At 32.1% G+C, this 22512-nt stretch carries 24 protein-coding genes and 2 pseudogenes; 13 read left to right on the top strand and 13 right to left on the bottom strand.

Annotated elements, in window-relative coordinates:
• Nucleotides 1-22: 22 nt before the first annotated feature.
• From fldA to AAID94_02005, 3 genes are read right to left on the bottom strand one after another with little or no spacing between them, the layout of a single operon-like run.
• A complete protein-coding gene (fldA, locus tag AAID94_02015) occupies nt 23-514 on the bottom strand; it encodes a flavodoxin FldA (protein ID XAK24318.1) in 492 nt (163 codons plus the stop codon).
• Nucleotides 514-1209, bottom strand: coding sequence for a hypothetical protein (locus AAID94_02010; GenBank protein XAK24317.1), 696 nt, complete (start codon nt 1207-1209; stop codon nt 514-516). The genes fldA and AAID94_02010 overlap by 1 nt, the downstream gene beginning before the upstream one ends.
• Complete coding sequence (locus AAID94_02005; GenBank protein XAK24316.1) at nt 1209-1526, bottom strand: DUF2325 domain-containing protein; 318 nt, start codon at nt 1524-1526, stop codon at nt 1209-1211. Before AAID94_02005 ends, AAID94_02010 begins: the two co-directional genes overlap by 1 nt.
• 190 nt (nt 1527-1716) lie before the next feature.
• On the opposite strand from AAID94_02005, the gene AAID94_02000 reads away from it, so the two are divergent.
• Nucleotides 1717-3141 carry a catalase gene (locus tag AAID94_02000; GenBank protein ID XAK24315.1) on the top strand — a complete coding sequence of 475 codons (1425 nt, stop codon included), beginning with the start codon at nt 1717-1719 and terminating at the stop codon, nt 3139-3141.
• Between the two features lie 56 nt (nt 3142-3197).
• Nucleotides 3198-3665 (top strand): Cj1386 family hemin-binding protein, encoded by a 468-nt coding sequence (locus tag AAID94_01995; GenBank protein XAK24762.1) that lies wholly within the window; start codon nt 3198-3200, stop codon nt 3663-3665.
• A gap of 3 nt (nt 3666-3668) precedes the next feature.
• Here the strand turns inward: AAID94_01995 and AAID94_01990 are convergent, their stop codons facing one another.
• Nucleotides 3669-4337: a PAS domain-containing protein gene (locus AAID94_01990; protein ID XAK24314.1), complete on the bottom strand. Its 669-nt coding sequence runs from the start codon at nt 4335-4337 to the stop codon at nt 3669-3671.
• A gap of 174 nt (nt 4338-4511) precedes the next feature.
• Between AAID94_01990 and AAID94_01985 the strand changes: the two genes are divergently transcribed.
• From AAID94_01985 to AAID94_01965, 5 genes are read left to right on the top strand one after another with little or no spacing between them, the layout of a single operon-like run.
• Nucleotides 4512-4874, top strand: coding sequence for a RidA family protein (locus AAID94_01985; GenBank protein ID XAK24313.1), 363 nt, complete (start codon nt 4512-4514; stop codon nt 4872-4874).
• A 3-nt stretch (nt 4875-4877) separates the two neighbouring features.
• Nucleotides 4878-6317: a C4-dicarboxylate transporter DcuC gene (gene dcuC / locus AAID94_01980; protein XAK24312.1), complete on the top strand. Its 1440-nt coding sequence runs from the start codon at nt 4878-4880 to the stop codon at nt 6315-6317.
• Between the two features lie 11 nt (nt 6318-6328).
• Nucleotides 6329-7492 (top strand): PLP-dependent aspartate aminotransferase family protein, encoded by a 1164-nt coding sequence (locus tag AAID94_01975; protein ID XAK24311.1) that lies wholly within the window; start codon nt 6329-6331, stop codon nt 7490-7492.
• A 9-nt stretch (nt 7493-7501) separates the two neighbouring features.
• Nucleotides 7502-8869 carry an adenylosuccinate lyase gene (purB, locus tag AAID94_01970; protein ID XAK24310.1) on the top strand — a complete coding sequence of 456 codons (1368 nt, stop codon included), beginning with the start codon at nt 7502-7504 and terminating at the stop codon, nt 8867-8869.
• Nucleotides 8870-8877: 8 nt separating this feature from the next.
• Nucleotides 8878-10218 carry an MmgE/PrpD family protein gene (locus AAID94_01965; GenBank protein ID XAK24309.1) on the top strand — a complete coding sequence of 447 codons (1341 nt, stop codon included), beginning with the start codon at nt 8878-8880 and terminating at the stop codon, nt 10216-10218.
• Nucleotides 10219-10387: 169 nt separating this feature from the next.
• Here the strand turns inward: AAID94_01965 and AAID94_01960 are convergent, their stop codons facing one another.
• The 3 genes and pseudogenes from AAID94_01960 to AAID94_01950 all read right to left on the bottom strand — a co-directional run bounded on the left by AAID94_01960 (nt 10388) and on the right by AAID94_01950 (nt 11953).
• The gene (locus tag AAID94_01960) at nt 10388-10552 is read right to left on the bottom strand and encodes a hypothetical protein (protein ID XAK24308.1); all 165 of its coding nucleotides are present in this window, start codon (nt 10550-10552) and stop codon (nt 10388-10390) included.
• Nucleotides 10518-10790 (bottom strand): hypothetical protein, encoded by a 273-nt coding sequence (locus AAID94_01955; GenBank protein XAK24307.1) that lies wholly within the window; start codon nt 10788-10790, stop codon nt 10518-10520. Before AAID94_01955 ends, AAID94_01960 begins: the two co-directional genes overlap by 35 nt.
• 173 nt (nt 10791-10963) lie before the next feature.
• Nucleotides 10964-11953, bottom strand: a pseudogene (locus AAID94_01950) (RepB family plasmid replication initiator protein).
• A gap of 459 nt (nt 11954-12412) precedes the next feature.
• On the opposite strand from AAID94_01950, the gene AAID94_01945 reads away from it, so the two are divergent.
• Nucleotides 12413-12619 (top strand): hypothetical protein, encoded by a 207-nt coding sequence (locus AAID94_01945; protein XAK24306.1) that lies wholly within the window; start codon nt 12413-12415, stop codon nt 12617-12619.
• A 378-nt stretch (nt 12620-12997) separates the two neighbouring features.
• On the opposite strand, the gene AAID94_01940 is transcribed toward AAID94_01945, so the two are convergent.
• The gene (locus AAID94_01940; GenBank protein XAK24305.1) at nt 12998-13270 is read right to left on the bottom strand and encodes a hypothetical protein; all 273 of its coding nucleotides are present in this window, start codon (nt 13268-13270) and stop codon (nt 12998-13000) included.
• A gap of 595 nt (nt 13271-13865) precedes the next feature.
• Here AAID94_01940 and AAID94_01935 point away from each other — a divergent pair.
• Nucleotides 13866-14090, top strand: coding sequence for a ferrous iron transport protein A (locus AAID94_01935; GenBank protein XAK24304.1), 225 nt, complete (start codon nt 13866-13868; stop codon nt 14088-14090).
• Nucleotides 14087-15928, top strand: coding sequence for a ferrous iron transport protein B (gene feoB / locus AAID94_01930; protein XAK24303.1), 1842 nt, complete (start codon nt 14087-14089; stop codon nt 15926-15928). Before AAID94_01935 ends, feoB begins: the two co-directional genes overlap by 4 nt.
• Here the strand turns inward: feoB and AAID94_01925 are convergent.
• From AAID94_01925 to gap, 5 genes are read right to left on the bottom strand one after another with little or no spacing between them, the layout of a single operon-like run.
• Nucleotides 15925-17427 carry a hydrogenase small subunit gene (locus AAID94_01925; GenBank protein ID XAK24302.1) on the bottom strand — a complete coding sequence of 501 codons (1503 nt, stop codon included), beginning with the start codon at nt 17425-17427 and terminating at the stop codon, nt 15925-15927. The two genes, feoB and AAID94_01925, sit on opposite strands and share 4 nt — an antisense overlap.
• A 2-nt stretch (nt 17428-17429) precedes the next feature.
• Nucleotides 17430-18254, bottom strand: a complete 825-nt coding sequence (fabI, locus tag AAID94_01920) for an enoyl-ACP reductase FabI (GenBank protein ID XAK24761.1) — start codon at nt 18252-18254, stop codon at nt 17430-17432.
• Between the two features lie 3 nt (nt 18255-18257).
• Entirely contained in the window at nt 18258-18929 is a 672-nt protein-coding gene (locus AAID94_01915; GenBank protein ID XAK24301.1) for a triose-phosphate isomerase, read from the bottom strand.
• Nucleotides 18926-20128 (bottom strand): phosphoglycerate kinase, encoded by a 1203-nt coding sequence (locus tag AAID94_01910; protein ID XAK24300.1) that lies wholly within the window; start codon nt 20126-20128, stop codon nt 18926-18928. Before AAID94_01910 ends, AAID94_01915 begins: the two co-directional genes overlap by 4 nt.
• Before the next feature lie 2 nt (nt 20129-20130).
• The gene (gene gap / locus AAID94_01905; protein XAK24299.1) at nt 20131-21129 is read right to left on the bottom strand and encodes a type I glyceraldehyde-3-phosphate dehydrogenase; all 999 of its coding nucleotides are present in this window, start codon (nt 21127-21129) and stop codon (nt 20131-20133) included.
• 61 nt (nt 21130-21190) lie between these two features.
• Between gap and nadD the strand changes: the two genes are divergently transcribed.
• The 3 genes and pseudogenes from nadD (at nt 21191) to AAID94_01890 (ending at nt 22510) form a co-directional block, all read left to right on the top strand.
• Entirely contained in the window at nt 21191-21736 is a 546-nt protein-coding gene (gene nadD / locus AAID94_01900) for a nicotinate (nicotinamide) nucleotide adenylyltransferase (GenBank protein ID XAK24298.1), read from the top strand.
• A 28-nt stretch (nt 21737-21764) separates the two neighbouring features.
• Nucleotides 21765-22091 carry a ribosome silencing factor gene (gene rsfS / locus AAID94_01895; GenBank protein XAK24297.1) on the top strand — a complete coding sequence of 109 codons (327 nt, stop codon included), beginning with the start codon at nt 21765-21767 and terminating at the stop codon, nt 22089-22091.
• Nucleotides 22092-22248: 157 nt separating this feature from the next.
• Nucleotides 22249-22510: pseudogene (locus AAID94_01890) on the top strand (hypothetical protein).
• The last annotated feature ends 2 nt before the right edge of the window (nt 22511-22512 follow it).

Genomic DNA, 22512 nt, shown 5'->3' with positions numbered 1-22512 from the left:
AGAAAGCCGATATTTTTAAAAATTAAGCAAAATGAGCTTTGATTTGCTCTACCCAAGCGTCAATTCTTGCTTCAGTTTGATCTTCTTGATTGTCATTATCAAGTGCAAGACCTACAAATTTTCCATCAACAACTGCATCGCTTGATTCAAATGTATAACCATCAGTTGAAACTTCACCTACTAAATTTGCGCCTGCATTTTTTAAATTTTCTGCAAGTTTTCCCATACCGCCGCAGAAAGTGTCTGAATAGCTTTCACTATCACCCATTCCAAATACAGCTACAGTTTTTCCACCAAGGCTAAGACCTGAAAAATCAAAACCATCCCAATCATCTTGTAAATCGCCACTTCCCCAAGTAGAAGTTCCACAAATTAATTTATCATAAGAATTAATTTTAGCTGCATCAATATCTGCAACATTTAAAACATCACTAATTCCTAATTTTGAAGCAATTGTATTTGCTGCTCCTTCTGTATTTCCCATAGCACTTCCATAAATTACTGCTACTGACATTATTTTCTCCTTATAAGTTTATTTGTTATTGAATACGGGACTAATTTTAACATAGTTTTATTTAAATCGCATAAAAAATGTTTTATTTGAACAAAATGTGTGAAGTTTTTGTTACGCGGACAAACTATGCAAATTTGTTCAAATTGATTTTGATATATAAATTTAGATATTTTTTGAATTTCACTATCGATATTTAAATTTTGAAGATCTACTTCTTTGCAAAGAGGCAAAACCGCAATTTTATTATCTATGATAATCAAATTATCATTTTGAACAATGCTTCGATTTTGATTTTGATGAGAAATTTTATCATATACATAAAAATCAAATAAAACTTGTGAATCAAAGCAAATACCTCTAAAATAAGCCCTTAAAAGTCTTAAAATATCGACATTTTGAAATATTTTAGTCTTGAAAATCAAACTCTTTCTTTTTTGAAAATAAAAAATGTTCAAAGTAAGGTTTTTATCGATATTTTTTATTTTACCAAAAGGCATATGTATCGCATCTTGCAAGAAGTTTTGAAAAGGCTTTTTTAAATTTTTTGCACTTCTTGCATATGAAAGCGGGATTCTTAAAACACTATCAACACTAGCATTGTATTGAATCAAAAAAGTTTTGACAAGCTCTTGCTTACATAAAGAACTATAAACTTTAGGGATAAATTCTCTTTTATCTTCAAATCCAAATAGCATTATTCTGCCTTAGAGCAAGAAAATTCTTTATCTAAATTAAATATCTTACAATACTCACAATACACACAACTTACGCTTCTTTTTGCACAAACTAATGGAATTTTTCGTTTTTTAGCCTCATTTTTAATTTTTTTCATAGTATTGTGATTTAAAAAACTTGTAAGCATCACTATACATTCTGTATCACAAGGAATGGGTTTGCGATTGACTCTATTTTCATTGCGTGCATCCCAATGCTCTATTTTCTTTGCACCTAAATCATACAAAACAGCCTTAATAGGTGTTATTTCATCTGCACCAATAACCAAAACTGACATACGCTCTCCTTTGTGATTTTTATTTTAAATTATTTTGATAATTATTATTATAATATAATCAAACTAAATTTATTTTGAAATTTATTATCATTTATATTATTTATCGATTTATTGAGTTTAATTCAGTTAACTTTAATTTTTAATAGATATAATTTCTCAATTAATAAAAATTATTATTTAGGAGAAAATGATGAAAAAATTAACTAACGACTTCGGAAATATTATAGCCGATAATCAAAACTCTTTAAGTGCAGGCGCAAAAGGCCCTTTACTTATGCAAGATTATCTTTTACTTGAAAAACTTGCCCATCAAAACAGAGAAAGAATTCCAGAAAGAACAGTGCATGCAAAAGGAAGTGCCGCTTATGGTGAAATAAAAATTACAGCGGATTTAAGTGCTTATACCAAAGCTAAAATTTTTCAAAAAGGTGAAGTTACTCCATTGTTTTTGCGCTTTTCAACAGTAGCAGGTGAAGCAGGTGCAGCAGATGCTGAACGCGATGTTAGAGGTTTTGCTATTAAATTTTATACTAAAGAAGGAAACTGGGACTTGGTAGGAAATAACACTCCGACTTTCTTCATTCGTGATGCTTATAAATTCCCTGATTTTATCCATACTCAAAAAAGAGATCCAAGAACACATTTAAGAAGTAATAATGCTGCTTGGGATTTTTGGAGTTTGTCTCCTGAAAGCTTACACCAAGTAACCATTCTTATGAGCGATAGAGGAATTCCAGCAAGTTATCGTCATATGCACGGTTTTGGAAGCCATACTTATAGCTTTATCAATGACAAAAATGAAAGATTTTGGGTAAAATTCCATTTTAAAACCCTACAAGGCATTAAAAATCTTAGCAATAAAGAAGCCGCTGAACTTATCGCTAAAGATAGAGAAAGTCACCAAAGAGATCTTTACAATGCTATAGAAAATAAAGATTTCCCAAAATGGAAAGTTCAAGTTCAAATTCTTGCTGAAAAAGATGCTGACAAACTAGGCTTTAATCCTTTTGATTTAACTAAAATTTGGCCGCATAGCATAGTGCCTTTAATGGATATAGGAGAAATGATCTTAAATCAAAATCCACAAAATTATTTTAATGAAGTAGAACAAGCAGCTTTTAGCCCAAGCAATATAGTACCTGGTATAGGTTTTAGTCCCGATAAAATGCTACAAGCTAGAATTTTCTCATATCCTGATGCACAAAGATATAGAATAGGAACTAATTATCACCTTTTACCTGTAAATCGTGCTAGAAGTGAAGTAAATACTTACAATGTTGCAGGTGCTATGAATTTTGATAGCTATAAAAATGGTGCTGCGTATTATGAGCCAAACAGCTATGAAGAAAGCCCAAAAGAAGATAAAAGCTATCTTGAACCTGATTTAGTTTTAGAAGGCAATGCACAAAGATACGCACCTTTAGATAATGATTTTTACACTCAACCAAGAGCGTTGTTTAACATCATGAATCAAAATCAAAAAGAACAACTTTTTGAAAATATAGCAGCTTCTATGGAAGGTGTAGAAGAAAAAATCATTGCTAGAGCTTTAGGACATTTTGAAAAAATTTCACCTGATTATGCACAAGGTATTAAAAAAGCTTTAGGAAAATAATTTTTACTTGCCACTTTTTAAGTGGCAAACTAAAGATTATAAATAAAGGAAAAATGATGATAACACTTAGCTTAGAAGAAGAAAAAAGATTTGCCGAACTTTGCAAAATGGCTTTTAATTTTGCTAGAAACAATGAATACGAAAATCTTAAAATCATGATAGAAGCAGGATTGAATGTGAATTTAAAAACACATAAAGGAGATACCCTGCTTATGCTTGCAACTTATAATAATTCTTACGAATGTGCAAAAATGCTTTTAGAGAAGGGTGCACTTGTTGATGAAAAAAATGATCGTGGGCAAACACCTTTGGCAGGGGTTTGTTTTAAGGGCTATTTGCCTATGTGTGAGCTTTTGGTAAAACATGGAGCAAATATAGATGAAAATAACGGCCTAGGTATGACGCCTTATAGCTTTGCTATCATGTTTGGCCGTAAAGATGTGGCTGAGTTTTTACTCAAGAGCTCTAAAAAAAGCTTAAGCAAACGCCTTTCTTTAGGAATTTTAAAATTATTTAAAAAATAAATTCTATGATTTAAAATTCTTTAAATACCTATAAACACTAGGCTCTGAAATTTTTAAGAGCCTAGCCACTATAGGCACAGAACCCTTGATATTAAAAATACCCTTTTGATATAAAGTTTTTGTAATCTCTTCTTTTTGCGCTATGCTGAGTTGATAGTCTGAATTTAAATAATTCATATCAATACTTTGGGCTAAAATTTCTTCTATAGAATGACTTAGGGTTTCTATATTTCCTAAACTATCCACACTGGTATTATTTTCTTTATTTTGATTTAAAAATTCACCCATATCGTCTAATTTTTCTATATCTATAATCTTACAAACCAAATCTCTCATCATACTAGTATCGTGATTGATACATAAAATTCCCACTAATTCATCAGAATTTTTTATAAAAAATGTCGAACCTCTAACAAGTTTTGATTTTCCGATTAAAGCCTTATAATCACACAAAAAATCTTCTTTTAAATAAGCTTTATTTTGCACAAGCTCACTCGCAAAAGCACTCAAAGGAGACTCAAGAGTTCGGCCACTTACATGGCTGTTTGCAATAGCTGCTATATAAGCACCCTCTTTAGAAAGCACATGAAAAACTACTTCATACTGCTTGCCTAAAACTTGTCCTAAAAAATTCGTAAGCTTTACAAATTGCTCAATTTGTTTTTCGTCCATGAAAATATTCCTAAAAAAATAAATTTAGAATCCAAAGGTTAAATTTTAACTTTAATTTTTTAAAAACATTCTTAAAAATAATATTTTATTATTGTGATAATAAAATATTGACAAATTATTATTATCGTGATAAAATACATTTGTTTAATTTACATTAACAAAAAAGGAGAAAAAATGTCAAATTATCCAAAGGCTATCGGCCCTTATTCAGCTTATAGAGAAGCAAATGGCTTTCTTTTTATCTCAGGACAAATCCCTATCAATCCAGCATCAGGAGAGATAGAAAGCTCTGATATCAAAGAGCAAACCAAACAATCTCTAAAAAATATAGGAGCTATATTAGAAGAAAATGGAATTTCTTACGATCAAGTTATCAAGACAACTTGCCTTTTAGCAGATATTTCAGATTTTGCTGCCTTTAATGAAGTGTACGCACAATTTTTCAAATCTCCATATCCTGCAAGAAGTGCATTTGCAGTAAAAGATATACCAAAAGGAGCTAAAGTAGAAATAGAAGTTATTGCTAAAAAAGGATAAAACATGTTAGGTTTAGCTTTTTCTTTATTTAGCGTTTTTTTGCTTGTATTTATGCTTTATAAAAAAATCAATGCCCATATGGCTTTGCTTTTAAGTGGTTTACTTTTACTTTCCCTAGCTGCTATTTTTGGAATTTCACCACATATTGTTGAAAAAAATTCTTTAAATTTAGGTTTTTTTGACATCTTTCAAGTCTTTAACCAAACCATGTCAAATACTCTAGCAGGTTTAGGACTAACACTAATGGCTATAGCAGGTTTTTCTGCTTATATGGATCATGTTGGGGCTTCTTACGCACTCTTTAAAGTTTTTGAAAAACCTTTAAAAATGGTAAAATCCCCTTATATTTTACTTTTAGTTGCATATTTTATCGTGCAATTTTTGGTTCTTTTTATCCCTTCTCATGCAGGTTTAGGGCTTTTGCTTATGGTTACTATGTATCCTATATTGGTTCGCTCTGGAGTTTCTAAACTTTCAGCTCTAAGCGTAATTGGTATTTGTCAATATATTGATCATGGTCCTGGAAGTGGCAATGTAATCATGGCTTCAAAAGTAGCTGAAATTGATCCTGCTATTTATTTTGTTCATTATCAACTCCCTACAACCCTACCTATCATTGTAGCTGTAGGTATTGCTATATATTTTTGCAATAAATTCTTTGATAAAAAAGATAATTTTGTTTTTAATGCTCAAGAAGTAGAAAAAGAACTCAGTGAAAATAAAGATAAAGAAAATGAACTTAAAAAACCTCCAAAAATTTATGCTATCTTGCCTGTTATACCTTTAGTATTAATACTTGGATTTAGCTCTGTGCTTGATAGCATTTTGGTTTTAATGGGAATTAGCAGCGAAGAAGAAGTAAAAGCTGCAGCTAGTTCAGCTATTAAGATGAATGTTCCTGTGGCTATGGTGATTTCAACTTTTGTTGCAATTGCTTTTGAAATGATACGCTATAAAAGCGTAGTAGAAACACTTAATTCTATTATGATTTTCTTTAAAGGAATGGGACATTTATTTGTCATCACTGTTTCTTTGATAGTGTGCGGTCAAGTGTTTGCAAGTGGGCTTTTATCTGTTGGCTTTGTAGATACTTTAATAGATTTTTGTAAAAATGCAGGATTTGGAGTACTTGCTATCATCATCGCTGTTTCAATTTTGCTCGCAGTTTGTGCTTTCTTAATGGGTTCAGGAAATGCAGCATTTTTTAGCTTTGCCCCACTTATCCCAGATATAGCAAAACATTTTAGTATTGAAACTATTACCATGATAGCGCCTATTCAAATCATGACAGGTTTTGGAAGATGTGTTAGCCCTATAGCACCTGCTATTTTAGCTATCTCAGCTATTGCAAAAGTAAGTCCTTTTGCTGTGGTTAAAAGAACGGCTATTCCTATGCTTGTAGCGGCTATTGTAAATATTATTATGACTTATATTTATCTTTAAAAGGAGAAAAAATGAACTCAAAAACTAAACTTATTCATTGCGGTAGAGGCGATCAAAATGTTGAAGTAAGATCAGTTAATCCTACGCTTATGCGTGCATCAACCATACTTTTTAAAGATCATGCCACTTGGCAAAAATATAGAGAATTAAGAAAAACAGATCGTGTATTAAGCTATGGCGCTAGAGGAACGACAACCAACTTCGAACTCGAAAAACTTATCTGCACTTTAGAAGGTGGCTACAGAGCTCAGCTTTTCCCAACAGGACTTGCAGCACTTGCCATGGTGCTTTTAAACTATGCTAGCAAAGACGCACATTTTTTAATTACTGATGCAATTTATGGGCCTGTGAGAACAATTTGCGAATTATTTTTAGAAAAAATGGGTGTTGAAATTGATTTTTTAAAAGCCGATGCAAGCGATGTAGAAGAAAAAATCAAGCCTAATACTAAGCTCATTCTATGCGAAAGCCCTGGTTCTATACTTTATGAAATCATAGATTTACCAAAGCTTTGCAAAATTGCACACTCTCATAATATTCCTGTAGCTATTGATAATACTTATTCAAGCGGATACTTCCTAAATCCACTTGAGCTAGGCGTAGATATTTCGGTTATAGCTGCGACAAAATATCTTAGCGGTCACTCTGATGTTACTATGGGTGTAGTAGTTATCAATGAAAAAGAATGGAAAAATTTTGACAAACTTCCTGAAGCTTTAGGCTTTACAACAAGTCCTGATGATGCTTATTTGGTTCTTCGTGGTATGAGAACTTTAGATGTAAGAATGAAAGCTCATGAAAAAAGTGCAGATGAAATCGTAGAATTTTTACAAACAAGAAAGGAAATTAAAACTATTTTCTATCCAAAACTCAAAACCCATCCAAACCATGAAATTTTTATGCGCGATCATAAAGGTGCTAATGGTATGGTTACTATCGAATTTGCAGAGGGTTATAGTAAAGAAGATGCTATTAAATTTGTAGATGAGTTAGAATATTTTTCCATAGGTGCTAGCTGGGGTGGCTATGAAAGTTTAGCAACTGTAACTACTCCACCAAGAACTGCAACAGATTGGAGTCAAAGAGGTCCATTTGTAAGATTTCATATAGGGCTTGAAGATACTAAAGACTTGATTGCTGATTTAACTAAGGCTTTTGATAGCATTAAAAAATAAGGAAATAAAATGACTGGAATTAGCGTATTTGATCATAAATTATTAGCAGATTCATGGAGCACGCAAGATATGCGTGCTGTTTTTTGTGAAGAAAATCGCATACAAAAATGGCTCGATGTTGAAGCAGCATTAGCAAAAGCACAAGCAAAACTTAATATCATCCCTCAAGAAGCAGCAGATGAAATCGCAAAAAAAGCTTATTATAAATTTATGGATATGGATTTTATCTTTAATGAATTTAAAAAAACCAAACATCCCTTAGTTCCTACTGTTAGGGGCTTAGAAAAAGCTTGCGATAATAATTTGGGTGAATATGTACATTTTGGAGTAACCACTCAAGATATCATTGACACAGGACTTGTTTTACAATTTAAAGAAGCTATGACTCTTGTAAAAAGTGAATTAAAAGCCATTGCAAAAGCTTTAGCAAAACTTGCCAAAACACACAAAAATACTGCTATGATGGGAAGAACTCTTGCTTTACAAGCTTTACCTATCACCTTTGGGCATAAGGTAGCCATCTGGCTTAGTGAGCTTGATCGTCATTTTGAAAGAATACTTGAACTTGAAAAAAGACTTTATGTAGGTAGTATAGTAGGAGCTGTTGGAACTAAAGCAAGTTTAAGCGATGAATGCAATGAAGTAGAAAAGCTGACTTTAGAGAATTTAGGACTTGAAGTGCCTAATATCTCTTGGCAACCTGCACGCGATCGTTTTATAGAGCTTGGTTTTGTGCTAGGCAATATCAATGCAACTTTTAACAAAATCGCTCATCAATTACTCATACTCTCGCACAATGAAATCGATGAAGTAGCAGAACCTTTTGGCAAAGGGCAAGTAGGATCTAGCACTATGCCACACAAAAGAAATCCTGCGGTAAGTGAAAATGCTGTTACTGTAAGCAATGCCTTTAAAGCAAATTTAGCGATCTTAAGCGACATAGAAAGACACGAGCATGAAAGAGATGGGCAAGTTTGGAAAATGGAATGGAAGCTTTTACCTGAAATGTTTTTAATGCTTTCTGTGGTTTTAGCAAATATGAAATTTGCCCTTAGTGATCTAGAAGTTAAAAAAGATAAAATGCTTAAAAATCTTGACACCCTTAAAGGCTTTGTATTAGCAGAACGCGTTATGTTTGCGCTAAGTGATCATTACGGCAAACAACACGCCCATGAAATTGTTTATGAAAATGCTATGCTAGGTATTGAGCAACAAAAAACTTTCAAAGAAGTATTGCTTGCAGATACAAGAGTATCTCAAGTCTTAAAAGAAAAAGATATCGATGCTTTACTTGATGCAACAAGCTATGTAGGATATGCGCCTAAACTGGTAGATGAATTTTTAGAAAAAATTCAAAATCATGCTATTTTACAATAGGAAAAACGATGTTATATAGCGAAATTTTGGCGGATTTTATTTTCAATCTTCAGTATGAAAATATCCCTGATGCAGTCGTTCAAAGAGCTAAAGAGCTTATGCTTGATAGCCTTGGAACGGCCATAGCAGCAAGTAAGGAAGAATGTGTTTTAAACGCCTTTAAAGCTTTTGAAAATTTAAGCACAGAAAAAAATACCCCTGTATGGGTAAATGATAAAAAACTAGATCCTATTTATGCGGCCATGCTAAATGGCATTGCTTCTCACGCACTTGATTTTGACGATACGCATACAGAAGCGATTTTACATGCAAGTGCGATTTTAACTCCTCTTTGTTTAAATTATGGTTTTCATATCAGTAAAGATGCTAAAAAAATTATAAAAGCTTTTATTGTTGGCTGGGAAGTTGCTGCTAGAGTGGGCATTGCAAGCAAAGGAACTTTCCACAAGCGTGGTTTTCATACTACAGCTATCGCTGGAATTTTTGGAAGCGTGAGTGCAAGTGCGGTTTTACTTGATTTAAACAAGCAACAAATCATCAATGCTTTAGGACTTGCTGGAAGTTTTGCAAGCGGGATTAATGAGTTCTTATCTAATGGTTCTAATTCAAAAGTCTTGCATATAGCAAATGCTATTAAAAATGGAATTTTAGTCGCTAACTTTGCTAAAAATAACATGAGTGGACCTTTAAGCATTTTTGAAGGTAGAGATAATATCTTTAAATGTTTTGGTATAGAACAAGAATGCGATAAAACAGAACTTGATAAAGGCTTGGGTGAAATTTGGCAAAGTATGCAAGTTTCTATAAAGCCTTATCCAAGTTGTCATTTTGCTCATGGTCTTATTGATTGTGCTATAGCTTTAAAAAATGATGGCTTAAAAGCAGATGAAATCAAAAGTATTCGTTGTTTTGTAGATGAAGTTCCTATTTCTTTTATTTGCGATCCTTTAGAAGCAAAATATACTCCAAATAGCGCTTATGAAGCTAAATTTTCCATGCCTTTTTTGATGGCTTTAGGTTTTTTTGATGGTAAGATTACTCTTAAATCCTATCAGAATTTAAAACGAAAAGAAGTACTTGAATTTGCACAAAAAATCACTTATGAAAAAAGAAAATCTCAAGGTTTTCCAAAATATTTTCCTGGACATATGGAAGCTATTTTGCAAGATGGAAAAGTGATTTGCAAAGATGTTTTTATCAATAAAGGTAATTTTGACAATCCTTTAAGCTTTGAAGAATTAAAAGATAAATTCATCAACAACGCAAAAGAAAACCTCACCATGGATAAAATTCACGATATTTTAGAACAAATAAAGCATTTAGAAAAGCAAACTGATCTTTCATTGTAAGTCCTAAAAAGACTTACAATAACTCCTTACCTATTTCTTTTAGCTAAGTTTTAATCTATCGTTTTCTCTCTTGCTTTCATTTGTGATAATTAAAAAAGCATTCTTAAGTTAGCCCATAATCTTGCTTTGACATTGTGTTTTTCAAAGCTTAGAATGTTTTTTCATAGGCTTAGATGATTTTCAAATTCTTACGCACTTCATCACTAGTGCAAGAGTATTCATTTAAATGCGTAAGTTCTTTAGTGATGGTTTTAGCATTATCGTTGGTTCTATCATTGTGATTTAATGCAGGTTGTTTTTTAGGATTGCAATGAGCGGTGGCAATTTTTGGCATATTCTACAAATCCCTTTTCTTTGTATTCTGCTATTATCTCATCACTACTTAGATTATATGCACTCATTTTTACTAGCATAATAATATCTTCTTCATTTGCAAACATATCTTCAATAGCGTGTCCGCAAATGGTAGATTTAATTTCTTCATAGTCTTTTTTGCTTACATCATCTTTATATTTTTGAAGTATCGCAAGGCTTTCTTCTAAGCTATGCACTTCGGGATATTGTTTTTGCATTTTTGAATTTTTCCTTTTTTTAGTGTTTCAAAAGCTAATAAAATCAAAAAATCATTTATTGATTTTAGTTGATTTTTATTAGCGGGGTTAAGGGTTGCACCCTTACAAGCTCGATACTTGGCACAAGTGGCGGATAGCTTGTATCCTTCAATAAGATAATTATAGCAAATTTTTTACCTAATCCCATTCCTAAAAGTATCAATCATTTTAAAAAACTGCTCTTGGTTTTTAGCATTAAAGTGCATATGATTTCCAAAGTTTAAATTCTCATACTCATCTCTTATAAGCTCTACTGCAATAATTTTAAATTCATTAAAATCAAAATCGTTAAATTGCCAAAGCTTGTCATTATAAACAAAGCGGACTTGATTAAGTTTCATATTGTTTAAAATTTTTAAATATTTTTGCTCATCGCTCATTATTTTTTGGCTTTCATTTTCTAGCTTTTGCATTTCGATATTTTCAGGTTTGAAAGTAAAGGTAATACCTGAAACCTTGCCACCTTGCCCACGCCCTGCGGTTTTTTCTTTTTCATAGGCAAGATTTTTAAAAGGCACTCGCACTTGGTCGAAAAGATTGCGTTCTTTTGAAAGTTCTTTTATGGCAGGTTTTAAAATTCTTTTGTCAATTTCGCTTTGTCTATAATCTTGCGGTATATCCATAATCCTGCAAAATTCTTCCCATTCAAAATAAGCTTTTCCTGTACTTCTGTATTGCTTTAAAAGGCGGTAAAGTGTTTTAGCATATTTACCGCTAAGGGCAATAAATTCGCTAAGTTCAAAGGCTGTAAAATTAGCGCTTAGTTGATTTAAAATGTATTCAAATTGCGGATTAACTTGTATTTCTATACTCTCTAAATCTTTTGAGCTTGCATAAACATAAATTGCAAATTCTGTAAAAAGGTTTATTGTTCTGTGTGCTTCAACTTCTTTTTCCCCCTAGTTGTTTTTTCAATTATTGTAAAGTCAGCTTTAAAAAACTTTTCTCTTAAGGATAATGAAAATTCTAATAAACTCTCATTGGTATAATCACTTTTAAGAATGCTTCTTAAATCACTAGGATAAAATGTTACTTTATTTTTCTTCTTTAAGTTTTACCATTAAACCACATAATAAATCCTGTTCTATCTCATTAAAGCTAGATATAGGTATTGTCAATATTATTCACCCTCTTAATAGTTTAGATTCCCTGCTTTTTTTAATAGCATCTCTATCCCCTATAATATAAGCGTTTGAAAGTTCCCTAAAAATATAAAAAATAAAAAATCGCGTACGCGTACGCGCGAGAGAAAACAAAAAAGTTGAGTAATTTTTTTCAATGTTTAAGCAAATTTTTGTTTTTTCTGTTATTTAATATTAAATTAAGTTTTTACTTTTATAATTTTTTATATATCAGAATTTTAATCATAGAAAGGATTAAAATGAAAAAAATTATCTTAGGTTTAGCAGTTATTGCTTCATTATCTAGCCTTGCCTTAGCAAAATTACTGTATCACAACAGCCTATAGTTCAACCACATTATGAAGGTTGTGTTTTAGTTTATCAGTATGGAAGAGATTATAGCAAATGCAATAATCAAGATAATATTAACTATAAACTTTGCAAACTAAGAGGAGAGTATAAATGATACTTGTAACACCCTGTGGTGTTATAGACACCACTAATTTTGGCAAAAGTGAAGTAAATAGGCAAACTATAGATTTTTCTTTAAAATTTCAAGAAAAAAAAGAGAAAGTAGAAGCTGAAGCTAAAAAAGAAGAACAAAGTAATTCTACAAATACAGATAAAGCAGACAATAAAAAAGATCAGCTTTTAGATATATCCATTTAATTCTTAGCATTAGGGTGAGGGCTTGTCGTTCGCTCGTTTTAAACGAGCTTCGTGCCCTGACCCTACTTATAACAAATCATGGCACCTATTTAGGTGCAATTTGCTAAAGCTAATTAAATAGTGTTATTCTTAAAAAAGGGTAAAATATCGATTTTAGGGCTATTTTTATAATAAATCATCTTCTTATATTTTTTCATTATAGATTATTTTAGCTAAAGTTAGTTTTATTACAATAGAATTACCTAAATTTATCTATAATGACTCGGAGTAGTAAGACAGGAATTGCTATACAAATGCAAAGTTTTATCGCTAAAGCTCTAAAATAAGGACGCTAAAAAATAACTTGCAAACAAGAAAATATTTATGCAGGTTGTTTTTTTAGGATTGCAATGAGCGGTGGCAATTTTTGGCATATTCTACAAATCCTTTTTCTTTGTATTCTGTTAATATCTCATCAGCACTTAAACCATATACATTTTTTTTAACTAACATAATAATATCTAACTCGTTAAGGTAAATGCTTTCAATAGCGTGAGTTCCTATGTTTGATTTAATATTCTCGTATTGCTCTTTGGTTAAATCATCTTTATATTTTTTAAGTATTGCAAGGCTTTCTTCTAAGCTATGCACTTCTGGATATTGTTTTTGCATTTTTGAATTTTTCCTTTTTTGGTGTTTCAAAAGCTAATAAAATCAAAAAATCATTTATTGATTTTAGTTGATTTTTATTAGCGGGGTTAAGGGTTGCACCCCTTACAAGCTCGATACTTGGCACAAGTGGCGGATAACTTGTATCCTTTAAAAAATAACATTGTAGCATATTTTTAAGATTAAGCAGATATATCTAAAAGTTTGTTTATTTATTTTACTTTTAGCAAAATTTACGATGTCCATAACACCACAAGGCGTTACAAGTATCATTTATACTCTCCTCTTAGTTTGCAAAGTTTATAATTAATTTTATCTTGATTATTGCATTTGCTATAATCTCTTCCATTGATAAACTAAAACACAACCTTCGTAATATAGTTGAATTATAGTGAGTTTCATATTGTTTAAAAAGGCGGTAAAAAGTTTTAACAAGATATAAATTCTTCAAGCTCAAAAACTGTGAAATTAACACCAAATAGATAAAACAAGGTTTTCTTTTATATAGTATATTTCCATTGTTTCAAACAAATTTGCAAGACTTCTAAACATTTTTTTAGTGTATATTTTATACAATTGCATCAAAGGAAATATATCAATGACTCTCAATGAATTAAAAGATGGACAAAGTGCGATTATAAAAGAAATTAAAGCTTATAAAGAACTTCATTCTAGGCTTTTAAGTTTTGGTTTTATGAAAAATAAAACATTAAAAAAAGTACACTCTTCTTTAAAAAATGCAACCATTATGGTGGAATTTGAAAGCACTTGCGTGATTTTAAGATCAAATGAAGCTGAAACTATACAAGTGGAACCCTTATGAAAAAAATTACTATTGCACTAGCAGGACAACCTAATGTTGGCAAAAGCCTACTTATCAATACGCTTTGCAAGGCTAATATGAAAGTAGGAAATTTTAGCGGAGTTACTGTAGAAAAAGCCGTAGCGAAAACACGCTATAAAGGTTATGAACTTGAATTTATAGACTTGCCTGGGACTTATTCTTTAGATGGTTATAGCGAAGAAGAAAAAATCGCTCGTCATTTTCTAGAAAGTAAAAATTACGATATCATAGTCAATGTTTTAGATGCTACAAATTTAGAACGCAATCTTATCCTTAGTGCAGAACTTTTAAGTCTTAATAAAAAAATGCTTCTTGCTCTAAATATGTGCGATGAGGCTAAAAAAGAAGGCATAGAGCTTGATACTTCAATTTTAAGCAAAGAATTTCAAATCAATGTTGTTGAAATTTCAGCCAAAACAAAACAAAATTTAGAACTCTTACTTGAAAAAATCATTATTTTGTTCGAAAATAAATTTACACCCAAATCAAGATTTTCCACTCCACTTTGTGAAAAAAGCTTAGAAAAAGAAGATATACTAACCCTAGTGAATGAGCTTTCAAGAAAAGTTATTACTTATAAAAAAGAAGAAAGAAATCTTACTAAAAAAATTGATGCATTACTCATTCATAAGTTTTTTGGCTTACCTATATTTTTATTTTTAATGTGGCTTTTATTTCAGCTCACTTTTACCTTAGGACAAATTCCTATGGATTACATAGAATCAGGCTTTAATGCCTTAGGTGAGTGGGTTAAAAACAATATCCATAACACTTTCATCGCGTCAGCTTTAGCCGATGGAGCTATTGCAGGTGTTGGAGCTGTGGTGCTTTTTTTGCCTAATATCATTATTTTATTTTTAGGCATTGCTCTTTTAGAAACTACAGGCTATATGTCAAGAGTGGCTTTCTTATTAGATGGAATTTTGCATAAATTTGGTTTACATGGAAAAAGCTTCATTCCGCTCATCACTGGTTTTGGCTGCTCTGTGCCTGCTTTTATGGCTACACGCACGCTTAAAAATAAAAGAGATAGACTTTTAACACTTTTTGTCATTAACTTTATGAGTTGTGGGGCAAGACTTCCTGTTTATGTATTATTTATTGGTGCATTTTTTCCAAGCGAAGAAGCAGGAAATTATCTTTTTGGAATTTATCTTCTAGGTGCTATTTTAGGACTTATTGCAGCCAAAATCTTAAGAACAACTGCATTTCGTGGCATTGATGAACCCTTTGTAATGGAAATGCCAAAATACCGTATGCCAAATTGGCATTTAGTATGGTTTATGGTATTTAATAAAGCTAAAATGTATCTTAAAAAAGCAGGGACCTTTATACTTGTAGCTTCCTTGCTTATATGGTTTGCGAGTAATTTTCCAAACAATGAAAGCAATTTAGATGATTTTAGTGCTCAAGAAAGAGCCGTTGAGCAAAGTTATCTAGGGCAATTTGGCAAAACAATTGAGCCTATTTTTTCTCCGCTTGAGCTTGATTGGAAATTAAGCGTATCCTTAGTCAGTGGTTTGGCCGCAAAAGAAGTAATGATTTCTACCATGGGGGTACTTTATTCTCTTGGAAAAGAAGTAGATGAAACAAGCAGTGATTTAAAAGGCATTATCGCTAAGAATATCCCTTTGCCTAGTGCGGTGGCTTATATTTTATTTGTAATGATTTACAATCCTTGCTTTGCTGCAACCATAGTCTTTTCAAAAGAAAGCGGAAAAATAAAATATACTTTTTTCCTTTTTCTTTTTACTTGTATCAGCGCTTATATAGTGGCTTTTATAGGGTTAAATATTACAAAATTTGTAATCAATTAACCCGCTTTTTGTTTATTAAAGTCTATTACACTTTTGAAATTTTTCTCAAAAGCCTTCAAAACACTATAAGCAAGGGCTTCAAAATCAAGCCCTCCGCATAGATAAATCAAAGGCATACGAAAAGATTTACTCACATCAAGTTTTGATTTTTGCTCATTAAGAGTAAGTTTAAAATCATAAGGACTTGCATGCTTAAAGCTGTAATTTTGCGCCGCTTTTAAAAAGTCGTTTTTATCTTGTAAAAATTCACCCTTTGCTAAAATGAAATTGATCTCAAAATACTTCCAAATATCACTAGAAGGCATAGGATTTTCATCAAAATTTTGCTCTATAAAAATAAAGTTTTTTTCAAAAGATGTTTTATAGTTTTCTACAAGTAAAGCACCTAATTTATTTTTAGCGATATTTTGCAAGATAAGCTTTAAATTGCTTTCAAATTCAAAATCCATCAAAGACAAGATTTGGATTTGCTCTTCTAGGGCAAATTCTGCGCTAAATTCCTGATTTGTAAGCTTAGCATAAGAAAAAGGATTTGCCATAGGTTTTTCATAATTTCCAAATTCATCCCAAAAATTCTTTTCGCTACAAGCTATACAGCCATGTCCTGCAGCTACAGGCCAAGAAGTTTTAGCGTTAAATTTTACTTTAGGGCAATTATTATAAGTATAAGGACCTTTACAGCCTATTTTAAATAAACAAGCTCCACTTTTGGCTTTTTCATCATCAAAATGTTCTGCAAAAATTCCGCTCTCAAATTTAGCCTTTCTTTCACACAAATCATGCAAACACTTACCATAAGCCCAAACGGGACGATTTTGCTCATCAAGCTCAGGCAAAATTCCAAATAAGGCAAAATAAGTCAAAGTTACGATGATATTTACATCACTTGGAGGACAACCTGGGATATTGACTACTTTTTGGGTTAAAACTTCTGAAATACCACAAGTTTTACTTGGGTTTGGATAAGCAGCTTGAATTCCCCCATAAGAAGAACAGGTTCCCACAGCAAAAATAGCCTTAGCTCTAGCTGCTAATTTTTCCAAAATTTCATAACCACTCTCACCCTCTGCACCTATGGTAAGAAAAAATGTATCAATAGCAGCAACACCGCCTTCAACAGCTAAAACAAAGTCTTCTTTTAAAACATGCTCTAAAAGTTCTTCAGCTTTTGTCCCATTGGCTGCCATTAAAGTTTCATGGTATTCTAAAGAAAAAAAGTCAAAAACCAACTCATCAAAACTTGGCAAATCTGCACGCAATAAGCTCTCACTACAGCCTGTGCACTCACAAAGATGTAGCCAAACAACCTTAGTCTTAGGAGCAAGCTCGAAAAACTTTTGCGCAAGAGCTGGAATTTCATTTCCCAAAGATAAATGTTTAGCAAGAGCTTTTACGCTTTCTTCATTGATAGTTTTTTTATCTACCAAATCTGAATTTTCGATTTTTTCAATGCGTTTTATAAGTATATCTTTTAACTCTTCATTGCTGAGTTTTGCCATTATTATCCTTTTTGATTATCCCAACAAAGCACAGTATTTCCATTTTCGTCTTTTGTGACATCTCCCATTCCCATGATATTATATCCTGCATCAACATAATGCACCTCGCCCGTAACACCACGAGCTAAATCACTGAGTAAGTACATTGCTGAATTTCCCACATCTTCAATGCTTACATTGCGTTTTAATGGAGCATTGATTTCATTGTATTTTAATATCATTCTAAAATCACCTATTCCACTTGCTGCTAAAGTTTTAATAGGCCCTGCCGAAATCGCATTTACACGAATTCCTTTGATACCTAAATCTCTTGCTAAATAACGCACAGAGCTTTCAAGAGCTGCTTTTGCTACACCCATAACATTATAATGAGGCACATATTTTACCCCGCCAAGATAACTTAAGGTTAAAATTGCACCATTTTCTTTTAATACTGGTAATACTGCACGCGTTAAAGAAAGCAAAGAATACACAGAAGTTCCCATAGCTATATCAAAAGCCTCTTTTGAAGTCTCTAAGAATGAATTTTCTAAAGCTTCTTTTGGTGCATAAGCAACAGCATGCACTATAAAATCAATCTCTCCTAGATCTTTTTTAATTTTTTCGGCAATAGAATCTAAATGTTCGTTGTTGTTTACATCAAGCTCATAAACAAAGTTTGATCCAAATTCTTCTGCTATAGGCTCAACGCGCTTTTTTAATGCATCATTTAAGAAAGTAAAAGCTAAACTTGCTCCTTGTTCATAGCAAGCCTTTGCTATACCATAAGCTATAGATTTATTATTGGCTACGCCTACTATAAGGCCTTTTTTGCCTTTCATTATCATCATTTATCCTTTAATTAGTTTTATAAAATTTTCAGCTTTTAACGCAGCAGATCCTATTAAAACACCGCTGCAATGTTTTATATTTAAAATATCTTTGATATTGTCCTCATTTACACTTCCGCCATAAAGCAAAGGAGCTTGCGTAAGCGAAGAAAGAAATTCAAGCACTTTAGCAATATCTTCTTTTTTTGCACTTACGCCACTTCCTATAGAGTAAATAGGCTCATAAGCAATAATGAGATTTTTATAATCTAAGTCAATAACTTCAAGTTGTTTTTTTAAAAAATCTAAGGTTTGATTTGAGTTTTTAAGCTCTAAATCCTCGCCTATACAAAAAACGATTTTATAAGCATGCTCTTTAGCAAAATTAAATTTAGCTTTGATTAGATTTTCATCTCCTAAAGCTCTTCTTTCAGAATGTCCTATCAAAACACATTTGATTCCAAATTCATCCAAATGCTCTTTTCCAAGCTCCCCTGTAAAGGCTCCATTGATACAAGGATAAAAATTTTGCGCCCCTTGTATAAAATTTAATTCATTTTCTAAAAAAGCTATACTAGGCGGAAAAACGATGATATCATCGTTTTTTGCTTCTAAATACTGATTTAAAATATTTGCATAAAGTTTAAAACTTGATCTTGTGTGATTGCATTTTAAATTTGCAGCAAATATCATTGCGCTCCCCCACTTCTTAAAACTTTTACACCTGGCAATTCTTTACCTTCGATAAGCTCAAGCGAAGCACCTCCGCCTGTAGAAATAAAAGTCATTTCATCTGCATCTCCAGCACGCGCGACAACATCAGCCGTATCACCACCCCCTACAACAGTAGTAGCATGTCCATCGCTGATAGCATGGCTCATTTTTATGCTGCCTTTTGAAAATTTATCGATCTCAAAAACACCCATAGGTCCATTCCACCAAATAGTCTGTGCATCAGAAATAACCTCTTTAAAAAGTCTCACACTTGCAGGACCTATATCTAAGCCCATCCAGCCACTTGGAATTTCTTGCGAAGGTACAAATTTCATTGGTGATTCTTGAGAGCAAGCAGGAGCAGCAACTACATCCACAGGTAAGTAAATTTTAACGCCTAAATTCTTTCCTTTGGTAAGAATTTTATTGGCTTCTTCTAAAAGCTCTTCTTCTAAAAGTGAATTTCCTATATCAAAACCTTGAGCCTTTAAAAAGGTAAATGCCATACCTCCACCGATGATAAGTTTGTCAACTTTTGGAAGTAGATTTGTAAGAGCTTGAAGCTTTCCGCTTACTTTTGATCCACCCACAACAGCAACAAAAGGACGCGCAGGACGCTTGATAAGATTTTCAGCAAATTCAATCTCTTTTTGCAGTAAAAATCCCGCACCCTTATGATTTTCATCAAAAAATTTAGTAATAGCCTCTACGCTAGCATGCGCTCTATGACATACCCCAAAAGCATCGTTGATATAAACCTCGGCCATAGAAGCAAGTTCTTTAGCTAAATTTTCATCATTTTTAGTTTCACCCTTTTCAAAACGCAAATTTTCAAGCATTAAAATTTCACTTGCTTTTAAATTTGCTGCTTTGCTTTTTGCATCTTCACCTATAACATCTTTAGCCATAATCACTTCTTTATCTAAAAGCCTTGCTAAACGCTTAGCTACAGGCTCTAAAGAATATTTAGAACTAATCTCTTTTGGGCGACCTAAATGCGAAGCTAAAATCACACTGCAGCCATTATCTAAACAATATCTTATCGTAGGGATAGCCGATCTTATGCGTCTATCATCAGTGATGTTTAAAAAATCATCTTGAGGGACATTAAAATCACATCTTATAAAAACTTTTTTTTTGCTTAGATCAATATCTTTTATGGAAATAATATCACTCATTTTTAAGCCTTATTTGCAATATATACTGCCATATCTACTAGGCGGCTTGAGTATCCCCACTCATTGTCATACCAAGCAACAACTTTAACAAAATCATCTGCTATAACTTGAGTCAAATCACTTACTACAACTGCCCCATAAGAACAAGTGATAAAATCGCTCGATACTCTTTCATCATCATCAACCATTAAAATGCCTTTTAAATTTGTAGCTGCAGCTTTTCTAAAGGCTTCATTAAGCTCTTCTTTACTTACTTTTTTACTAAGCTGAGCGGTTAAATCCACACTTGAAACATCAATAACAGGTACACGCATACTTTGTCCATGAAGTTTACCATTAAGTTCAGGCATTACAAGCTTCATCGCTTTTGCTGCACCTGTAGAAGTTGGAATGATATTTTGAGCAGCAGCACGCGAGCGGCGTTTATCTTTAGTCTTTGCATCGATAATGCTTTGTCCATTTGTATAAGCATGTATGGTTGTCATAAGTCCTTTTTCTATGCCAAAATTATCTTGTAAAACACGACAAACAGGACCTAAGCAGTTAGTCGTACAACTTGCATTAGAGATGATATTTTCACCTTTATAATTTTGTGAATTTACACCTAAAACATAAGTAGGAGTATCATCTTTTGCAGGAGCACTCATGATCACTTTTTGCACTCCCATATCTAAAAACCCTTGGCATTTTTCTATTGTTAAATGAGCTCCTGTACACTCTAGAACAATTTGTGCACCATATTTTGCAAAATCAAGCTCTTTTATATCACGACTTTTAAATACTTTGATTTTTTTACCATTGATAATTAAATCATCTCCTTCATTTTCCACACTGCCTTCAAATTCTCCATGCACTGTGTCATATTTAAAAAGATATTTTGTAAGTTCGATATCTGTAGTATCATTTATCGCTACAAGTTCGATATCATCTCGTTTTGAAATAATTCTTGCTACACACCTTCCTATGCGACCAAAACCATTTATAGCAACTTTTACAGCCATTTTGTTTCCTTTTGCGAAGTTTTTTATGCTAATATTTTACTAAAAAAAGGTTAAAATTTTAATGAAAATTGCACTTTTTGGTGGCAGTTTTGACCCACCGCATAAAGGACATGACGCTATTGTCAAAGAAGCTTTAGCAAAACTTGATATCGATAAACTCATTATTATGCCTACTTTTATCAATCCTTTTAAGAAAGGATTTTTTGCTGATGAAAAACAAAGATTTGCTTGGGTAAATAAACTTTGGGGGAAACTAGAAAAAGTAGAAATTTGCGACTTTGAAACCAAGCAAAAACGCCCTGTACCAAGCATTGAAAGTGTAGAATATCTTTATAAAATTTACCATCCTAGCAAATTTTATCTTCTAATCGGTGCAGATCATTTAGAAAAACTTCATCTTTGGCATGAATTTGAAAAGCTTAATTCTTTGGTAGAATTTATCATCGCAAATCGCAATGATATAGAAATTCCTAAAAATTTTAAAGATTTAAAAACCGATATAAAAATCGCCTCATCTTTTATAAGGAGTACCCTAGATACACATGAGGTTTGCGATGAAATTAAAGATGAAGTGAAAAATTACTATGAAAAATTACAAAAAAACTGATACAATTTCAAAAATTTAAAGGAAAAAAATGCAAGAAAGAGTAGATTTAATCGTTAAAATTTTAGATGAAAAAAAAGCTGAAGACATAAAAACCTTTGATATGAGCGAACAAGATTATTTTGTAAAATACGTTATCATCGCAGCTACCTTGGGTGAAAAACATGCTTTATCTTTGATCGATGAGCTTAAAACCAAACTCAAAGCTAAGGGTGAAGAATTTTTAAATATAGAAAGCAGTGAAGAATGGAGCGTGATCGATCTAGGTGATATACTTATCCATCTTTTAACACCTGAACACCGAGGAATTTATAATATAGAAGAATTATTAGAAAGTCTTAAAAAAATCAAGGTATAAGTTTAAAATGCAAAAAATGCACTAAAAATTTCAAAAAATAAATAAATTTTATGATTTTTTTGAGCTTTCTAATGAGCTTTTTGTCCCCATTATAAAGCAAAATATCGTTTAAATTTCATAGCAAGCTTAATGGATAATTTATTCCGCCCATGTTTTTTTGGGCGGTTATCTCTTCTTTTTTGGTTTAATTATCTTATTTGGTTTATTTTGGGAATTTTTTAAATTTTTCCTTCCAATAAGAATAATTTTAATCCCACTTAGAGTAGTCTTTATCATCCTTGTGTCCTTTCATTTAGAAAATTTTTTTAGGCAAAACTTTTTATTTTTTAGAAAATCTTTTTTGTTTGGCATTTGCAATTTTGCTAATCGTTGCAATTATTATGCCATTTTTAGAACGAATCTCCAAAATATTTTTCTAAAT

Source organism: Campylobacter coli (genome assembly GCA_039516895.1).
Taxonomy (GTDB): domain Bacteria; phylum Campylobacterota; class Campylobacteria; order Campylobacterales; family Campylobacteraceae; genus Campylobacter_D; species Campylobacter_D coli_B.
The sequence above is the reverse complement of the archived record's forward strand: the minus strand, read 5'-3'. Positions and strand labels throughout refer to the sequence as shown.

What these genes read in the sequence shown, in the direction of transcription:
- fldA (XAK24318.1), bottom strand. Translation starts at nt 514, where the DNA reads ATGTCAGTAGCAGTAATTTATGGAAGTGCTATGGGAAATACAGAAGGA.
- AAID94_02010 (XAK24317.1), bottom strand. Translation starts at nt 1,209, where the DNA reads ATGCTATTTGGATTTGAAGATAAAAGAGAATTTATCCCTAAAGTTTAT.
- AAID94_02005 (XAK24316.1), bottom strand. Translation starts at nt 1,526, where the DNA reads ATGTCAGTTTTGGTTATTGGTGCAGATGAAATAACACCTATTAAGGCT.
- AAID94_02000 (XAK24315.1), top strand. Translation starts at nt 1,717, where the DNA reads ATGAAAAAATTAACTAACGACTTCGGAAATATTATAGCCGATAATCAA.
- AAID94_01995 (XAK24762.1), top strand. Translation starts at nt 3,198, where the DNA reads ATGATAACACTTAGCTTAGAAGAAGAAAAAAGATTTGCCGAACTTTGC.
- AAID94_01990 (XAK24314.1), bottom strand. Translation starts at nt 4,337, where the DNA reads ATGGACGAAAAACAAATTGAGCAATTTGTAAAGCTTACGAATTTTTTA.
- AAID94_01985 (XAK24313.1), top strand. Translation starts at nt 4,512, where the DNA reads ATGTCAAATTATCCAAAGGCTATCGGCCCTTATTCAGCTTATAGAGAA.
- dcuC (XAK24312.1), top strand. Translation starts at nt 4,878, where the DNA reads ATGTTAGGTTTAGCTTTTTCTTTATTTAGCGTTTTTTTGCTTGTATTT.
- AAID94_01975 (XAK24311.1), top strand. Translation starts at nt 6,329, where the DNA reads ATGAACTCAAAAACTAAACTTATTCATTGCGGTAGAGGCGATCAAAAT.
- purB (XAK24310.1), top strand. Translation starts at nt 7,502, where the DNA reads ATGACTGGAATTAGCGTATTTGATCATAAATTATTAGCAGATTCATGG.
- AAID94_01965 (XAK24309.1), top strand. Translation starts at nt 8,878, where the DNA reads ATGTTATATAGCGAAATTTTGGCGGATTTTATTTTCAATCTTCAGTAT.
- AAID94_01960 (XAK24308.1), bottom strand. Translation starts at nt 10,552, where the DNA reads ATGCCAAAAATTGCCACCGCTCATTGCAATCCTAAAAAACAACCTGCA.
- AAID94_01955 (XAK24307.1), bottom strand. Translation starts at nt 10,790, where the DNA reads ATGCAAAAACAATATCCCGAAGTGCATAGCTTAGAAGAAAGCCTTGCG.
- AAID94_01945 (XAK24306.1), top strand. Translation starts at nt 12,413, where the DNA reads ATGATACTTGTAACACCCTGTGGTGTTATAGACACCACTAATTTTGGC.
- AAID94_01940 (XAK24305.1), bottom strand. Translation starts at nt 13,270, where the DNA reads ATGCAAAAACAATATCCAGAAGTGCATAGCTTAGAAGAAAGCCTTGCA.
- AAID94_01935 (XAK24304.1), top strand. Translation starts at nt 13,866, where the DNA reads ATGACTCTCAATGAATTAAAAGATGGACAAAGTGCGATTATAAAAGAA.
- feoB (XAK24303.1), top strand. Translation starts at nt 14,087, where the DNA reads ATGAAAAAAATTACTATTGCACTAGCAGGACAACCTAATGTTGGCAAA.
- AAID94_01925 (XAK24302.1), bottom strand. Translation starts at nt 17,427, where the DNA reads ATGGCAAAACTCAGCAATGAAGAGTTAAAAGATATACTTATAAAACGC.
- fabI (XAK24761.1), bottom strand. Translation starts at nt 18,254, where the DNA reads ATGATAATGAAAGGCAAAAAAGGCCTTATAGTAGGCGTAGCCAATAAT.
- AAID94_01915 (XAK24301.1), bottom strand. Translation starts at nt 18,929, where the DNA reads ATGATATTTGCTGCAAATTTAAAATGCAATCACACAAGATCAAGTTTT.
- AAID94_01910 (XAK24300.1), bottom strand. Translation starts at nt 20,128, where the DNA reads ATGAGTGATATTATTTCCATAAAAGATATTGATCTAAGCAAAAAAAAA.
- gap (XAK24299.1), bottom strand. Translation starts at nt 21,129, where the DNA reads ATGGCTGTAAAAGTTGCTATAAATGGTTTTGGTCGCATAGGAAGGTGT.
- nadD (XAK24298.1), top strand. Translation starts at nt 21,191, where the DNA reads ATGAAAATTGCACTTTTTGGTGGCAGTTTTGACCCACCGCATAAAGGA.
- rsfS (XAK24297.1), top strand. Translation starts at nt 21,765, where the DNA reads ATGCAAGAAAGAGTAGATTTAATCGTTAAAATTTTAGATGAAAAAAAA.